Raw genomic sequence first — 15,924 nt, 5'->3', positions numbered from 1 at the left:
GTTTGATTATATGTTGAGGGCTCCATTTAGGGGCCCTTTTCTTTTTTGTTGTGTCGGCTCAATTATTCCTAAATAATTGATGTCATATGAAAAGAAAACCTTGGGCCATTATCGTTCTTGCACTTCTTCACATCATCGCGCCGCTGGGAAGCTTCATTTTTAATTCCGTTCGAGCAGGCCGCACTTTTGAAGGTCAATGGTACTTTTGGACAAAAGTGCTTCCACCTATGTTCATCGTTATCTATGTGATCTTACCAATCCTGGCTGGTATCTTTATCTATCTTTGTAAGCGCTGGTCATACTGGGCTTATCTTGGATGTTTGTTGATTATCTTTGTAACAAACGTGTTGGCGTTCCTTGCAAGTATGAGTTGGCTGAATTTCTTTTACCTGTTGGGTGTCTTGGTTGTCGATCTTTTGGCTGTCGCATACTTTGTTGTGCCAGCGGTCCGTCAAGTTTACTTCGACCCAAGAATGCGTTGGTGGGAGGCAGCTCCACGATACGTGTTTAAAAACGCAGTTTCCGTGAATGGTTCTGAGGGCGAAATCAGCAATATCTCTAAAGGCGGTATGTTCGTTCGCACATCCTTAAACCTGTTCGAAGATCAAAGCGTGAATTTTGAATTCAACTTTGAAGAGGTGACCTATAAAGGCCTTGGAACAGTGGTGTTCAAAAAAGCATCCGGCGACGGTTATGGTATCCAATTTTCTGAGTTGGATTCTCCATCAGCGGTAAAAGCTCTTTGCAACAAGCTTCAATCTCGTGGTCAAATGGTTCCCGAGCGTTTGCCAGGACCGGAAGACAGCTTTGGTGTTTGGTTTAAAAAACTATTCACGACACGCCAGGGTCTTTTCCCTAAAAGATAGGATTTAAGTTTCATGTCTTTTTATTCTCAAAGTTTCCCGCATTTGAAAGTCTCTTTAAAGAAACATCAACTGTGGGTCACTTTGGATAATCCTGAACAAAGTAATGCGATCACTTACGAGATGGTCGATTCTTTGACCACAGTTCTTCAATACGCAGATTTTGATACCGAAGTGAGAGTCATCGTCTTAAACGGCGAGGGTGCAAATTTTTGCGCCGGTGGTGACGTCAAAGCTATGGAAAATAAAACGGGCATGTTCGCAGGGGAACCCAATGAGCTTCGCATGCGTTACATTCACGGTATTCAACAAATTCCAAAATGCATCGAAGAGCTTTCCACTCCACTGATTGCGATGGTGAATGGCGCAGCGATCGGTGCGGGATGTGATCTGGCGATGATGTGTGATCTGCGCGTTGGTTCTGATAAATCTAAGTTTGGCGAAACTTTCGTGAAACTTGGTTTGGTTCCAGGTGATGGCGGCAGTTTCTTTTTACAACGAGTGATCGGTTATTCTCGTGCAATGCAAATGTCCTTAACTGGGGATCTGATTGCGGGCGAGGAGGCTTTCAAGTGGGGCCTTTTGAATTACTATGCGGTTGGTGATTTGGTTGCTGAAACTGAAAAGGTGGCCGAGAAAATTGCGATGAATGCCCCGATCGCAGTTCAAATGACTAAAAAACTAATGAAGGCCGCTTATTTGCAAGATTCCAACACAGTTTTAGATCAAGCAGCAGCCTATCAAGGCATTACGCAACGAACTCAAGATCATTTCACCGCGCTTCAAGCGATTAAAGACAAGAAATCCCCCGAGTTCAGTGGTAAGTAATCTTTAATGGATCTTCAGACTTATCTCGCAAATAAAGAGCTACGTAAAACTCAGGGCCCGGTTTATCGCAATCTTTGCGATGCTTGCGTGCAGCCAAGTTTTAGCTGTTACTGTGAGCATGTGAAGGAATTTGATCCCGGAATGGATGTTGTGATCCTGATTCATCCGATTGAGATGAAGCGCAGAATCGCAACGGGTCGAATGTCATACTTGGTTTTAAAGAATTCTTTTTTGATTCGCGGACAGGATTATTCCAACGACCCCGAAGTGAATGACTTGTTAAACGATCCGCACCGTCACTGCGTGATGCTGTATCCAGGAAAAAACTCTGCCAATTTAAGCGAGATGAGTTTAAAAGAAAAGTCGGCTTTAGTTCCCAAAGGGAAGCGTCTGACTTTGTTCGTGATTGATGGAACCTGGGCAACTGCGGTTAAGACCATTCGTCAAAGTACGAATTTGCAAAACATCCCACGCATCTGCTTCTCTCCCGATAAGCCATCCAACTTCCGCGTACGAAAACAGCCCAAACACTTTTGCTATTCCACGATCGAAGCCATTCATCAAACAATTGAATTGATCGGCCAGTCCTTGGATTTTGATGTGAATTCTCGCCGCCACGATGACCTGCTGTACGTCTTTGACAAGATGGTCGAACGCCAAATCGAATGCGCAAAAAGTGGGGAGGCAAAGCCTCGCCACTTAAGATATAGCCGCGATTTGAAAAAGCAGCTGGGCCTTACCGGCAAAGTTTTTTAAGAATAGGAGTGGATCTGGGACAAGTATTTGAAGTGTTCTGGATTTTTTTGCGCCTAGGACTGACATCATTTGGCGGTCCCATTGCACATCTTGGTTATTTTCGGGAGGAGTTCGTCAATAAAAGAAAATGGTTCGATGATCCTTCTTATGCAGATGTTGTAGCTCTTTGTCAGTTTTTACCAGGACCTGCCAGCAGCCAGGTGGGAATTTCCATTGGACTTTCCAGAGCAGGAATTCCTGGTGCCATCGCTGCGTGGTTGGGTTTCACATTGCCGTCGGCTGTTGTCCTCGTCGCTTTTGCATTTGGAATTTCAATTTACAATGAAAGCTTATCTGCTGGATGGCTGCATGGTTTGAAAGTTGTCGCAGTAGCCATCGTCGCTCAGGCGATCTGGGGAATGGCAAAAAGTCTGACGCCTGATTTTAGACGTGTTTTGATCGCTCTTGGCTCTGCAGGTCTTGCGATTTTATTTCCGACAGCAATGGGGCAGATGGGAGTGATCGTTTTAGGTGCGATCCTAGGACTGATCTTTATTCAAGGGATTGCGATCCCACCGCAAACTCCTATCCGTATTCCCTTAAGTCGTCGAGCTGGAATAGTTTCATTGGTGATTTTTGCAAGTCTGCTGGTGGCCTTGCCCTTTTGGGGATCAGGTCACGAAAATGTTAAGATCATCGACAGCTTCTTTCGCACGGGCTCTTTAGTGTTTGGCGGCGGCCACGTAGTCCTTCCACTTTTAAAATCTGAAATCGTAAACAATGGGTGGGTGAGCAGCGACGCATTTATGGCCGGATATGGAGCTGTTCAAGCGGTCCCAGGTCCACTTTTTACTTTCGCAGCTTACTTGGGTGCGATGCTTAATACAGAGTTGACCGGATGGATCGGCGCAGGCGTCTGTTTGTTAGCGGTTTTTCTGCCCTCGTTCCTAATAGTCTTTGGCGTTTTACCATTCTGGGAAAAACTACGTCAGATTCAAAAGATGCGTTTCGCTGTTGCGGGCATCAACGCTTCCGTGGTCGGTTTGTTAATGGCAGCTTTCTATAACCCGGTATGGACCAGCGCCATTTTCAGTGTCAAAGATTTCGTTTTCGCCCTCGGTTGTTTTATTCTTTTAATGTTTTTAAAAGCACCATCGTGGGCAGTCGTTATTCTTGGAGCCATCGTCGGCGGTCTGCTTTAGTCGTGACCTGAATCCAGGGACTAGCTTTTATTTTCGGGAGCTGGGGCCTTTTGATTTTGCTCGTCTTGAATCTTTTTAATTTGCTCGGCAATTTCTTCTTTACTCATCGAGCGCATCGCGTGGATGCGGATATAGAAAATCTCAGCCAACATATAAACGATCAAACTAACCGTTAACCCCACACCTTTTAGTAAAGCCCAAGCGTTCGAGCTCCAGTGAAGGGCAGCCCACACCGCTAGCACTGCATGAAGGGCAAAAAAGACTCCCATTCTGAAAGTCATGCCACTCATGCGGGATTTCATGAATTCAGGAAGTTTTTGTCCCTGTTGTTCAGCTAAAACCACAATCAAAGGTTTCTTTATTGCCACCGAGACCCACAGGGCCACAGCGAATGCGGCTTCCATGATTGCGGGTTGCATTTTAAACCAAATGCCTTCTGAGGAAATTAACGAGATACCACCCAAAACCAGTAACAATCCGTTACCGATCCAAGTGATTTTTTGAACGCGGCGATGCTTGTAAAGTTCAAAGCAGACTTCACCCACACCAAATGCCATCCCGGCGATAAGCCCTGCAATGGTGCCGTATTGATCTTCAATAACTGTAAAGGCAATAACCGGCAAAAGCCCGGCGAAAAATACCGCCATGGCTTTTGATTTCGCAGAAGTGGGCTGCATATTACAGCGTGCCCTCGAAATTCACCGGAGTTCCAGAGTGGCCTTCGACGATTTCCCCATGAGCCATAGCCAATTTGCCAGACACAACAGTGTGAGTCGCCCAACCTGTCACTTGCATGCCGTGGAACGGAGTCCATCCGCAGCGACTAGCAATCTGGGAATTATCAATGGTCATTTGTTTTTTCAAATCCACGATCGTGATGTCGGCATCATAACCCTCACGCAGACGTCCTTTGTTTTTCACATTAAAGACGCGGCATGGGTTTTCGGTTACAAGTTCGACAAATCTTTGCAAGGACAAACGTCCTTCGTGCACGTGATTAAGCATAATCGGAACCAATGTTTGCACGCCGGGAACTCCCGATGGACTTGCAGGATACGGACGATCTTTTTCTTCACGAGTGTGGGGAGCATGGTCTGAGCCAATCACATCCACCGTACCATCTTGCAAGGCCTTCCAGATACGATCCAAGTGACGTTTCTCACGGATCGGAGGGTTTTGCTGAGCATAGGTACCTAAGCGATCATAACAATCTGGAGCATACAAAGTGAGATGTTGCGGAAGCACTTCCACAGTTGCGATGTCCTTCGCATTTTGCAGGATATCCATTTCTTCTCCTGTGGAGACGTGAAGAACGTGGATCCTACGACCTGTTTTGCGAGCTAATTTCAACAGGCGATTCGTGGAGTTAACGGCTGTTTCAACATCTCTCCAAACCGGGTGATAATGAACGTCTGCTTGTTCGACGGCGATATGACGACGCTCGCGCAAACGCATTTCATCTTCACTGTGAACGATGACTCGACGATGGCCTTGTTTCAGGATGTGCTCTAAGGTTTCATCATCCTCTACTAACAAGCTTCCTGTTGAGCTTCCCATAAAGATTTTAATCCCTGAGCAGTGGGGAAGAATTTCTAGATTCTGCAGGATGCCGACATTGTCGTGGGCTGCGCCGGCAAAGAACGCATAGTTTGCATGGGCGCGGTTACGGGCAAGGTCTAACTTGTTTTGAAAGTGCTCAACTGTTGTCGTTGGTGGGTTGGTGTTAGGCATTTCAAAAATGCTGGTCACGCCACCCAATACTGCTGCTTTGGTGCCAGTTTCTAGGTCTTCTTTGTGGGTCAGGCCCGGTTCGCGAAAGTGCACTTGGCTATCAATCACGCCGGGAAGCACGTGAAGTCCAGTTGCATCGATCATGCACGGGGCAGAGTCGAAGATCTTTTCGCGAATTTTGACGATGCGGCCATTGCTAATCCCGATGTCGGCCTGTTGTTCTATCAAGCCAATGTTAGAGGGGTGGGGAAGCAAGCAAGTTCCGCCTCGGATTATAATGTCATACATAGAAATACCTCGATGAGGGCACTGTACCACCAGACTGGACAAAAGGTCCAGCCTTGACGAGAGTAAGATGCTAGACGAGAATTTGGATTGTGACAGTCGACCAAATTCTTTTATTTTTCAGTAAATACAATGTGGCCATCATTGAGGGGCTTGTAGCAGCTATTATCCTGCTAGGGCTTTTCGTTGGATATCGTGGTTTTTTTGGGAAAAAAGATCCTGAATCAAGCCTTGGTGGTGGTTTAGACACAGCTCAACTCGAAAAAACTCTTCAAAAAATCCTTGATAACCAAGGCTCATCGCACAAAACAGGTGATGAGGCATTGGCTGCGGCTTTCAAAGAAGGCGCGGGCGGTCATGGAGAGTCACCTGAAGAAGTTCAGCAACTCAAAGTAAGTCTTTCCGAGAATATTAAAGAACTTGAAGTGATCCGTGCAGAACTGCAAATTTCGGAAAAGAAAGTTGCTGAATTGCAGGCGGCGGGCGCAGCAGGGGGAGCCGCTCCAGCAGCAGCACCTGCTGTTGATACGTCTGAGTTCGAAAATAAAATTAAAGACCTTGAAGCTCGATTAGCTGAATACGAAATTATCAGCGAAGATATCGCCGACCTTTCTCGTTATAAAGAAGAAAACGAGCAGCTTAAAACTGAGATCGGCGCCCTCAAAGAGGGCGGTGCGAAACCTGCTCAGGCAGCAGCCGCTCCGTCACCAGCACCAGTTCCAGCTCCTGAACCGACGCCAGCTCCTGAAGTTGCGCCAGCGGCACCAGCTGAAGTTGAACCTGCTCCCGAAGTGACTGAACAAGATGTCGATGCAGCTCTTGCTGCAGCCCAAGCCGAAGCAGCGACTCCGACTCCGGAAGAGGCTGCTTCCGCAGCTGAAGCATCTGCTGAAGCCGATTCCGTCATTGATGATGAGTTGATGAGAGAATTCGCTGCAGCCGTCGAAGGTCAGAAAAAAGAAAGCCTTGATGCCGTAGCGGCAAAAGCGGGTAAGGGAGACAATCCTGCCGAAGAAAAATCAGCCGAAGACACTGAGCTGATGAATGAGTTTGAAAACTTCGTAAACAAGAAAAGTTAGGTCATCATGAAAACTAAAATCCTGTTGCCCGTTTTGCTTATTGGTTTTTCTTCAAGTGCTTTCGCAGCGAAATCAATCCCTTCACCTGATACTTTAAGTTCCGCGATGGAAGTCCTGAATTTGCCTGGCGAAAATCGTCGCATGGCGATCGATGGTAATCCAAAATTTTACGATAGCTTTATCTCTTTAGCATTCAACGACAAGCAGCCCATGAGTGTGCGTTGGAGAGCTTTAATGGGTGCTGCTGAAGCGAAAAGATTGGAAGCAACGGCTGATCTTTTGAAAGCGGGCTCTCACGATACCTGGTACATGAGAAATGCTGCTTTGGTTGCTTTGGCTGAAGTGAATCCAACTCAAGCTGATAAACTTGCCCAAAAATTAGTCAAAGATAAGGCTCTGGTGGTTCGTTCCGCAGCTGTTGAAATTCTGGGGAAAAATATGTCTGACGAAACTCGTGACCTTTTGTGGACCGAGCTTAACAAGGACTATAACTTTAAAAACAAACAAAGCCTTTGGATCCGTCACCAAATCGTAGAGCAATTGGCTAAAAAACCGATGGACAGCGAAATCAAAACATTCGCAGGTCTGCTGACGGACGCTGACGCCAGAGTTCAGTTACCCGCAGTTCGTGGTCTTCAAAAACTGACAGGCGTAAAACTTGGCGAAACCAAACTCAAGCAAAGCGAATTGGTGAGTTTATGGAAAGACTACGTCAAAAAAGAAAAACTCTAAAAGGTAACAGTTCCCTTTTTTATTGAAGCCAGGTGACGAAAATCACCAGCAACAATATCAGAAATGCTGCCAAGGCCACGGCGTATAAAGCCAAGTTTTGAAAAATATCGGAATCCGCTTCATAGGGATTGATGTATATAGACCTGGATAACGGAAACCCCCGAAGTTTGGCAGAACCAATCGTGCCCAGTGCGTTCAGTGCTTTCCAAAGAGCTATTTCTCGGTCTCGTTTTAAAAGTTCTCTACCGAACTCGCGATAATCAGGGCCGATGGGCTTCGCATTTAAGAGTCGGTGAATTTCATGGAAAAGCTGGATTTCGGATTTTTTAACGACACCGTCTTGGCGCATTGCCATTTGCACGAAATTTAGCAGTCGATGGCGATCGTAATCATCAATGATACGTTCGATGATGGACTCCATGCTTTCGTCATGCTCGCCATCTAGGAATCTCTCAAGCATGCGTCGTTCGCTAAGACTTGCACCAAATCCTTTCGAGACTTTCAAAAACCAAGATCTTTCCTTTTGATCCAGATTATTATCAACGGCGAGCATGATCGCGACGATTTTCAGACTTGCCAGCAAACTTTCACGCATAAGTTATGCTATAAACTGAAATGTGTTTTCTCAAGAACAAAAGGCAGCCATGGCTGCCTTGAGTGGAAAATTAGACTTTCGAACCCATTTTATTGTCGATGGAGAACCTCCCTCCGCCATAGCAAGCAAAGAAAATACACACGAACATATAAAGGAAAGCCAGTTCTTTGACGTTGAATGGATCTGCGCCGTGAACGAAAACGCCAGCGATGAACATGGTAAAGGCCATAAAAATCGCCGCAGGGCGAGTGAAAAGACCGATCGCAAGCAAGACACCGCCCACAAGCTCACTTAAAGCAGCTGCGTGCGCGAACAGCACAGGCATGGGAAAGCCGATGGAGGCAACACCTTGAACAAGTTGTTCAGAGATTGGGAACTTACCAAGCCCATGTACGAACGCCATCACTAAGCCAGCAAACAGCCTTAAGAGTAAAATTCCCACTTGTCCTGCGTTGCCGGAGTCCGTCGCAAAAAGAAATCTTTTGAAATTCATAGTCTAAACCTTTCGTGAATATTTATAAGTTCAGAATTTCCTTATTGTGATTTGGATTCAACCAGCTTTGCAATCTCTTGTTATTGCGCATTTATCGATGATGTGAGGAGGTTCCGAATGGGGAGGAGTGCATAAGGTTAAGGATTGAACAATAACAATCATATTCTTCGCCGTTGGAGTGAATACAATTACAACGAGTCATAATACAGATAAAGTTAGCTATTAGTGACCTGTGCCCGTAACATCAAGATCAAATAAGGATCGAGGTCACCTTGGCATTATCAAATTTCATCAAGAGTAAAAGAATCGATAACTTTTTAACACAACAAGAAGCTGCCGTATTATTAGGTTATAAAAAATCTCAGTTCCTCTCCAACCTAGAATGCGGAAAGCGCAAGCCTCCATTGGACGTCCTACAAAAAATGTGTGAAGTATATCACGTTGAGCGTTCGGAGATGAGAGATGAATACATTAAGAGTGCCACCAATGAAGCTCATCAACTTGCACAGGAAAAATGGGATTCACAACAATCTTAAGTCCTACGTAGTTTGAAAGTTGGCAAATATTTGGTTCAGTACCTTGTATCCGTTCTCAGCATCCTTAATCGGTGCACAAGAAGAGGTGCTTACTGAAAAAAAAGGGCTGATGCTCAGTCCATTTTTTATTTCGATTTTTTGAAATAGATTTTGCTTTGATTAATCAGATCAAAGCCATCAACTAAATTTCCTTGGACATTTGCGCCCCAATGTAGGTGGGGACCCGAGACTCGTCCTGTGCTTCCAGCAAGGCCTACGATCTGTCCTTTTTCGACCCTATCACCAACATTCACCAAGCGTTTAGACATGTGATGATACTGCGTAAAGATCCCAAGGCCATGATCAATGATCACTAAGTTTCCAGACATATATAACTCTTGAGACAAAACAACTTTGCCACGGTTTGCAGCGGGAATTTTTTTACCCACAGCTGCTCGAAAGTCGATTCCCAAATGTTCCCCCAATTTCTTGCCGTGGTTGTAGTTTCTTTTAATACCGTAGGGGCTGGTGATTTTACTTTTAAGAGGAGCTTTGAAAGGCTCAGTGAATTGAAGGGAATCTAAAGGAGAGGAATAAATTTGTTTTACCAAGGCTGATTCCGCCTCCACACGCTTTTTGATTTCCTCCGAAAGCTCGACGCGTGTGGAATCCACATGCAAATTTTCGTGAGCGAACTCTTTGGGTTCAACCGTGAAGTCGATTTTGGTGATGACCGTTTCGTCGTCTTTTAACTCGCACTGAAAAGGCTCCATCTTAGAAAAATAACTTTCAGAAACCACCACTGTGTAATGGTCTTTTGCATCTTGCAACGGCAAGCGCACGTCACGACAAGAAAAATTGGGATGAGTCGCTCCTCCAGGAAATTTTAAAAACTTTACTTCGCCGGGGCGAATCTTTTCTTGCAGAACCGTTTCTGCAGCATATGCAGCGGAAGAAAGAGCAATTTGCATTCCACAGCCGGCAAAAAAACAGATGAGCTTTTTAATTTCCATGAGTACTATTTCATCAGCGAATGAGGTCTCCATGCAACAACAACTTCCGAAGGTATTGTCAGCGTTTCGTGTCGTAATTGTAGATTTATATAGTGGAACATATAAGGACTTAGGCAAAGTTTTTGATTCCCGATTAATGGCACAAGATGCGATGAAGGAATACTTTGATCAGCATCCTCCACAAACTGTCAGTGACTATGACTGGGGCGGATATGTCGAAGAGGTTTCTCTTACGTTGGGCTACAATCCCAAGACGCAAAAATTCCATGACTAGTGTCACCGGTTGGCGATTGACATAGTGTTTAATTATAAACCGTTGTCCCTTACCAAATGTTAAGTTCATAATAAGAGCTTGGAGGGACCACGGATGAGATCATTAATTCTTGTGGCTTTGCTATTCACTGTCCAGGCAGGACATGCAGAGCTTATTAACGTTCAGCAGTTAAATCAGAAAATTCAAAAGCAGGGTGGAGAGTGGCGTGCCGAAGAGAACTCTTTAACGAAGCTCTCGAAATCCGAATTGAAGCACCGAATGGGTTTAAACTTAAATCAGGCGACAGACGTTGAGTTTGTAATGCCCGAATCTCCGGTTCGTGCCCAGCTTCCTGCAGTTTTAGACTGGAGAAATAAAGATGGTCAAAACTGGGTTTCCCCGATTTTAGATCAGGCAAACTGTGGGAGTTGCGTGGCTTTCGCTTCCATAGGTGTTCTTGAAACTCAGTACAAAATTTCTTCGTTGCTACCGAGCTTCAACGTGAAGTTCTCGCCGCAGAATTTGTTTTCTTGCGGTGGCGGTAAATGTGATTGGGGATGGCGTCCGGAAGGGGCTGCAAGATACCTGCAACAATCAGGTGTTCCCGATGAAGCTTGTATGCCGTACTCTTCAGGCTCAACAGGTGAAGATGTTGCCTGCCGTGCAAGCTGCCCTGATACAGCGCAAAGAAGTGTTAAGATTTCTAGCTATTCCACTCCCACACGGGGTTCTCAAGATTTGAACGCCGTAAAAATGGCGCTTCAAAAAGGACCTTTGGTCACAACTTTGACAGTGTATGCTGATTTTATGGCGTATGCTGGTGGCGTTTACAAACACACCGATGGCAATTACCTGGGGGGCCACGCGATTTCAATCGTCGGTTACGATGATTCAAAACAAGCTTTCATCATTCGCAACAGCTGGGGCGAGGAGTGGGGCGAAAAAGGTTTTGGTTACGTCGCATATTCGGACCAATCTGGCGTCGGCGATGACACTTGGCTTTATAATATGAAGCCCTTGGCCGGTGGAGTTTCTGTGGAATCACCGAATGATTATTCCTACTTTACTAAAACAATTCCTGTGAAAGCAGCTTCAACATACCAATCAACGGATTCGTTGGCAGTAGCTATTTACAATAGCCAAAATCAAGTCGTGGCAAGCCTTAACTGTGCAACAGCGAATTGCGCTCAAGATCTTGATATCAGTGCCTTGCCTGATGGACGTTACGAAGTTCAAGTTTACGCCATGAACTCTCATGGTGAAAAAATGGGAACTTCTGAAAGACATTTCTTTTACGTCGTGAACCAAGAGCCTACGTTAAGCATCACATTCAAAGGTGCAAACGGAACGGATCTTTCAAAATCATTGAATGGCCGTATCGAAGTCGAAGTGACTTCCACTTCAACTTCGGTCCCATTAAGCTCGATTGAATTTCACCATGTCGGACCAGATGGTAAAGATTCTGTTCGCTCAGCTTCAATCGTTCCAAATAAATTGATGATGGGATGGAGAACGAACCTCGTGCCAAATGGTCAATATGACATGTGGTTCACAGGTCGCGTAAAATCAAATGGTATGGACGTTGTGGTTGAGAGTGCACACCAAAAAGTGAATTTGAAAAACTAATAACTCGAATCGCAAAAAAATAAAAAGGCAGCTCTTAGGCTGCCTTTTTTTTATTCAGTATCTGGTCCGTCGCTTGGTTTTTCTGGTTCGTCATCCGTGTCGGCAGAGTCATCTTCAGGAAGCTCTTTCTTTTCATTTTGAAGACTTTGATCCAACGACGATGGGGTTTTTGCTAAAGCCGCATTACAGGCAGGCTTTGATCTAAAGAAATGCTTCCACATTTCTTCGCCCGGTTTACCTTTGATCGGTGGATCTTGAAGTTCTGAGCCCATGTAAGAACCGTATTTCGCGATATCTTTTTGATGTTTCAACTTACGAGGAATTTTGCGTTCCCCATCGCATTCACCTTGAGATGCTTTGCCGCCTTCGACGATAAAGCTATAAGCCTTCGGCGGAGATTTCTTTTTCGCCAAAGCCAAACTTGGAGTCAGCGTAGGTTGAAGGATGAACACACTTGCAATAACGAGCCAGTTTTTGAATTTCATATCAAAAATGCTAGCAGGAAATCATCGCATAAGAAAAGAACTTTTAATTGCCGCCAGACCGCCGAAGTTCCACATCCATTTGGATATTGCAGCGTTCGTATGGAGTCGCTAAACCATAAATTCTTTTAAATCCCAACTTCTCATAAAGGCGAATCGCGGGTTCAAGGATCGTGTTGCTTTCAAGGTAAACGCGCGTTTCACCCATTGCAGCCGCATGGTTCAAAATAGCTTTACCAAGTAAATAGCCGATACCTTTACCTTGAGCTTTCGGCGAGACCGCCATCTTAGCCAGCTCAAAACAATTTAAGTCAGCGCGTTTTATCAAAGCGCAAACGCCGACAGCTTCGCCATTTAAAGTTGCAACCAAAATGGTGCCACCTTTAGCGAGTATATAGGATTCAGGATTGTCCAAAGCATCCCGGTCAGGCTGCTCCATTTTAAAATAAGCCGTGATCCACTCTTCGTTCAGTTTATAAAAAGCGTCTTTGTATTTTGGTTGATAGGGCTCAATTTTTACTTCCATCAGCTCCCTCTCTTTCCTTTTTCTTTTCACTGACTCGTTCATGCAGGGATTTTTTGGCTAATAACTTTTCCCACTCTTCGATAGCGGCCCATAGATTGTGAGTCGTCTGCGAAGAGATTTCTTGGATGGCCGCCTCCACATCCCGATATTGTGATTCAATTTTCTGTGCGATGGTTTGGCCTTTTTTGGAAAGTATAATCTTGGTGCGTCGGCGATCCGTGGCGTCGGTTTTTTCTGATAGCAAACCTGCCTTGGACATCTCTTTAATGATCTTGCTGACAGAGGCGTGAGAGTGCCCAATGCTTTCTGCAATGGAGGTCACGGTGTTTTCTGGGCGATTGGTTAAGACGTAAAAAACGGGGAACCATTTTGGCTGAAGGTTCGTCCCGTAGGTTTCGTAAATTAGACTTGCATCACGAGAAACAGTTTCGCTTAAGGCGCGAAGACGGGTGCCCATCGCCATTTTTCCAACATCATCGTAAAAGCCCATGGGCGGGAATATGTAACTAGTTACGGATTATGTCAACTGTTGGATCGACCTGAATATCTTGCGACGCTTTGAAGCAAAGCGGGGAAATTAATCGGTTTTGTCAGATAATCGGTACAGCCGGCATTCAAACTTTCAGTACGGGCTTCTGCCATAGCGTGCGCACTGAGCGCAATGATGGGCTTGTTAAAGCCTTGAGCTCTCAAGTTTCTTGTCGCTGTATAACCATCCATAACGGGCATTTGCAGATCCATTAGCACCACATCATATTTACCAGACAATGCTTTTTGCACTCCCACAGAACCATCCTGAGCAAGATCTACTAAAGCTTTGCGCTCCTTTAAAACTCGACAAATCAATTCTTGGTTGTCGGGAGTGTCTTCCACTAAAAGAATTCTTACGCCTTCGAGATTAACGGTGTTCGTGATTGCAGGTTGTGCCCTAGAGCTTTGGTTTACTTCGACTAAAGCGTCACCAGAAGTAATAGTAATTAAGAAAGTACTTCCTTTGCCTTTTTCTGATCTTTCTAAGATCACATCACCGTTCAGTGCCTGTGCAAGCTTTCTGGAAAGAGCAAGGCCAAGACCTGTTCCTCCGAATCTTCTGGTCACCGAATCATCAGCTTGCGAAAACACTTGAAATAATTTTCCTTGATCAGCGAGGTCAATTCCTTCGCCCGTATCTATCACTCGGAAAGAAATAGTTTTGCCAGAGTTGCCAGGGAAAACCGTTACACTGACAGTACCAGAGCTTGTGAACTTGACGGCATTGCCGACGATATTCATCAGAATTTGGCGCAAGCGCACAGGGTCCGTGACGATAACTTCTGGAGTTTTCTCGCTGACACTAAGACTTAAATCAATACCCTTGTCTTTCGCTTCCAAACTTAAAGACGAGATAACGTCTTCGGCAATAGCTTGTGGATCGACTTCAAGGTTTTCGACATTGAATTGTCCTGATTCAACTTTGGAGATATCTAAAATGTCATTAATGATTTGCGACAGCTGAAGTCCGTTGCGTGTGATGACTTCCGCATAAGACATGCGTTCTTCTTCACTCAGCGATTCATCTTTTAATAAATCTGCAAAGCCAATCATTGCTCCCAGGGGAGTGCGAATTTCGTGGGACATGTTAGCCAAGAAAGCTGACTTAAGTTCATTCGCTTTTTCCGCGGCTTCTTTCGCCAGGCGAAGATCTTGTTCATACATGTGCTCGCGAGTCGCATCCAAGGTGATCCCGTCAAAACGGATCGGTTCGCCAAGGTCATTATAGTCCGTCCATCCGATAGCGCGAATGTATTTTACATTCGCCGAATTTTTGGGATCTACAGTTCGATAGATTACATCGTAAGGTTTTTGAATCTTAATTGAATCTTCGATCGCCTGACGTGTAGCCTCTCGGTCGTCTGGATGGATGATATCGTAAAACATTTGAATAGTGACTGTGGCGTCAGGAGGTAAGAAGAAGTGGTTCTTTACTTCTTTGTTCCAAATCAAAATATCAAAAGGCAGGTTGCAGTACCAGACACCCAGATCCGTCGCAGCCGTTGATCGCTCAAATCTATTTTCTAAATTACGAAGATTGATCTCTGCACTTTTGCGATCTGTTACATCCCAAATCACTCCGGTTAATTGTGCAGGATTCCCATTTTCATCATACCGAGCTTTGCCGCGAGCATTGATCCAACGAACTTCTCCGTCAGGACGAACGATTTGATATTCGTCATTATAAAAAGAATTATTTAAAATGGCGTCACTTAAAGTTTTTCGAGCTCGCTCCCGAAAGTCCGGGTGTATAAAATCATCAATCGCAGCGTCCGCTGTATCATAGGTTTTCGCAAACCCAAAAAGATCACGGGCTTCCTTGGATAGAATCACATAGCCAGATGGAAGCTCAACAGTCCACGTTCCCATTTTTGCACTTGAAAGTGCGAACTGAAGCTTTTCTTCATTTTCAATTTGCTCATTTCTTGCTTGGAACAAAGACAGGCATAATTTTATGCGTGCTTTTAGAACCAACACTGACATGGTAGAAAGAAGAGTGTCGGTAGCTCCGGCTTCTAAAACAGTGACCTCAACATCCGGTGGGAATTCTTTTTCTGATACCAAGTAAAGTGGCACAAGTGGTTGTAGTGCACGCAGTTCTTTGACTTCGGAAAGCAGCTCAGATGATTTTTGTGAATCCAAAAGAATCACAGCGAAGGACGAGTCGGAAGCAAGCTTCAGAGCATGAGGTCCAGACGTTGTGTATTCAACATCGAAATTTCCGACATCCAAATTTGCAGAGTTGAAAAGTTTTTTGCTGATCTCGCCGATGACGAGAATTTGAGGACGTCGTTGTGATTTCACTCCCTGGTTATAGCCCAAAAATGAACGGGCATCTCATTAAAACTTTTAAATTATGACCAGGCTTATGACACACGGTAGCATGTGTTCCGCGGTTTGTGGTAACCCACTGGGACTTTAAAGGGAAAGGCAGC

Annotated in this window: 16 protein-coding genes and 1 pseudogene; 9 read left to right on the top strand and 8 right to left on the bottom strand. The window is 45.0% G+C overall.

Features of this window, described 5'->3' with window-relative positions; translation table 11 throughout:
- Nucleotides 1-86: 86 nt before the first annotated feature.
- The 4 genes from B9G69_RS02640 to chrA are packed head-to-tail and all read left to right on the top strand — an operon-like array spanning nt 87 to nt 3,628.
- Nucleotides 87-866 carry a PilZ domain-containing protein gene (locus B9G69_RS02640; RefSeq protein WP_088614043.1) on the top strand — a complete coding sequence of 260 codons (780 nt, stop codon included), beginning with the start codon at nt 87-89 and terminating at the stop codon, nt 864-866.
- A 12-nt stretch (nt 867-878) separates the two neighbouring features.
- Nucleotides 879-1,691: an enoyl-CoA hydratase-related protein gene (locus B9G69_RS02635; RefSeq protein WP_088614044.1), complete on the top strand. Its 813-nt coding sequence runs from the start codon at nt 879-881 to the stop codon at nt 1,689-1,691.
- A 6-nt stretch (nt 1,692-1,697) separates the two neighbouring features.
- Nucleotides 1,698-2,447, top strand: a complete 750-nt coding sequence (locus tag B9G69_RS02630) for a tRNA-uridine aminocarboxypropyltransferase (protein WP_088614045.1) — start codon at nt 1,698-1,700, stop codon at nt 2,445-2,447.
- Nucleotides 2,448-2,479: 32 nt separating this feature from the next.
- Nucleotides 2,480-3,628, top strand: a complete 1,149-nt coding sequence (chrA, locus tag B9G69_RS02625) for a chromate efflux transporter (protein ID WP_254916713.1) — start codon at nt 2,480-2,482, stop codon at nt 3,626-3,628.
- Nucleotides 3,629-3,648: 20 nt separating this feature from the next.
- Here the strand turns inward: chrA and B9G69_RS02620 are convergent, their stop codons facing one another.
- Nucleotides 3,649-4,275: an inner membrane-spanning protein YciB gene (locus B9G69_RS02620; RefSeq protein WP_088617030.1), complete on the bottom strand. Its 627-nt coding sequence runs from the start codon at nt 4,273-4,275 to the stop codon at nt 3,649-3,651.
- A 31-nt stretch (nt 4,276-4,306) separates the two neighbouring features.
- The gene (locus tag B9G69_RS02615; RefSeq protein ID WP_088614047.1) at nt 4,307-5,647 is read right to left on the bottom strand and encodes a dihydroorotase; all 1,341 of its coding nucleotides are present in this window, start codon (nt 5,645-5,647) and stop codon (nt 4,307-4,309) included.
- Between the two features lie 89 nt (nt 5,648-5,736).
- On the opposite strand from B9G69_RS02615, the gene B9G69_RS02610 reads away from it, so the two are divergent.
- Nucleotides 5,737-6,723 (top strand): hypothetical protein, encoded by a 987-nt coding sequence (locus B9G69_RS02610; RefSeq protein WP_088614048.1) that lies wholly within the window; start codon nt 5,737-5,739, stop codon nt 6,721-6,723.
- Between the two features lie 6 nt (nt 6,724-6,729).
- Nucleotides 6,730-7,455, top strand: coding sequence for a HEAT repeat domain-containing protein (locus tag B9G69_RS02605; protein WP_088614049.1), 726 nt, complete (start codon nt 6,730-6,732; stop codon nt 7,453-7,455).
- 19 nt (nt 7,456-7,474) lie between these two features.
- On the opposite strand, the gene B9G69_RS02600 is transcribed toward B9G69_RS02605, so the two are convergent.
- The gene (locus B9G69_RS02600) at nt 7,475-8,050 is read right to left on the bottom strand and encodes a hypothetical protein (RefSeq protein ID WP_088614050.1); all 576 of its coding nucleotides are present in this window, start codon (nt 8,048-8,050) and stop codon (nt 7,475-7,477) included.
- Nucleotides 8,051-8,120: 70 nt separating this feature from the next.
- Nucleotides 8,121-8,543, bottom strand: coding sequence for a DoxX family protein (locus B9G69_RS02595; protein WP_088614051.1), 423 nt, complete (start codon nt 8,541-8,543; stop codon nt 8,121-8,123).
- A gap of 272 nt (nt 8,544-8,815) precedes the next feature.
- Between B9G69_RS02595 and B9G69_RS02590 the strand changes: the two genes are divergently transcribed.
- Nucleotides 8,816-9,079 (top strand): helix-turn-helix domain-containing protein, encoded by a 264-nt coding sequence (locus B9G69_RS02590; RefSeq protein ID WP_217897637.1) that lies wholly within the window; start codon nt 8,816-8,818, stop codon nt 9,077-9,079.
- A 125-nt stretch (nt 9,080-9,204) separates the two neighbouring features.
- On the opposite strand, the gene B9G69_RS02585 is transcribed toward B9G69_RS02590, so the two are convergent.
- Nucleotides 9,205-10,029: a M23 family metallopeptidase gene (locus B9G69_RS02585; RefSeq protein ID WP_265437936.1), complete on the bottom strand. Its 825-nt coding sequence runs from the start codon at nt 10,027-10,029 to the stop codon at nt 9,205-9,207.
- A gap of 22 nt (nt 10,030-10,051) precedes the next feature.
- On the opposite strand from B9G69_RS02585, the gene B9G69_RS02580 reads away from it, so the two are divergent.
- Together B9G69_RS02580 and B9G69_RS02575 are read left to right on the top strand one after the other, a co-directional pair.
- Nucleotides 10,052-10,345: a hypothetical protein gene (locus tag B9G69_RS02580; protein WP_265437935.1), complete on the top strand. Its 294-nt coding sequence runs from the start codon at nt 10,052-10,054 to the stop codon at nt 10,343-10,345.
- A 93-nt stretch (nt 10,346-10,438) separates the two neighbouring features.
- On the top strand, nt 10,439-11,950 hold the full coding sequence (locus B9G69_RS02575) for a C1 family peptidase (protein ID WP_088614055.1): 1,512 nt from the start codon (nt 10,439-10,441) through the stop codon (nt 11,948-11,950).
- A gap of 50 nt (nt 11,951-12,000) precedes the next feature.
- Here B9G69_RS02575 and B9G69_RS02570 read toward each other — a convergent pair whose 3' ends face one another.
- The 3 genes and pseudogenes from B9G69_RS02570 to B9G69_RS02555 form a co-directional block, all read right to left on the bottom strand.
- A complete protein-coding gene (locus tag B9G69_RS02570) occupies nt 12,001-12,435 on the bottom strand; it encodes a hypothetical protein (protein ID WP_265437934.1) in 435 nt (144 codons plus the stop codon).
- A 43-nt stretch (nt 12,436-12,478) separates the two neighbouring features.
- Nucleotides 12,479-13,448, bottom strand: a pseudogene (locus tag B9G69_RS18150) (bifunctional helix-turn-helix transcriptional regulator/GNAT family N-acetyltransferase).
- A gap of 32 nt (nt 13,449-13,480) precedes the next feature.
- Nucleotides 13,481-15,793 (bottom strand): response regulator, encoded by a 2,313-nt coding sequence (locus B9G69_RS02555; protein WP_088614057.1) that lies wholly within the window; start codon nt 15,791-15,793, stop codon nt 13,481-13,483.
- Nucleotides 15,794-15,924 lie beyond the last annotated feature (131 nt).

Source organism: Bdellovibrio sp. SKB1291214 (assembly GCF_002209355.2).
Lineage (GTDB): Bacteria > Bdellovibrionota > Bdellovibrionia > Bdellovibrionales > Bdellovibrionaceae > Bdellovibrio.
This window is presented reverse-complemented; position numbering and strand designations above follow the sequence as displayed.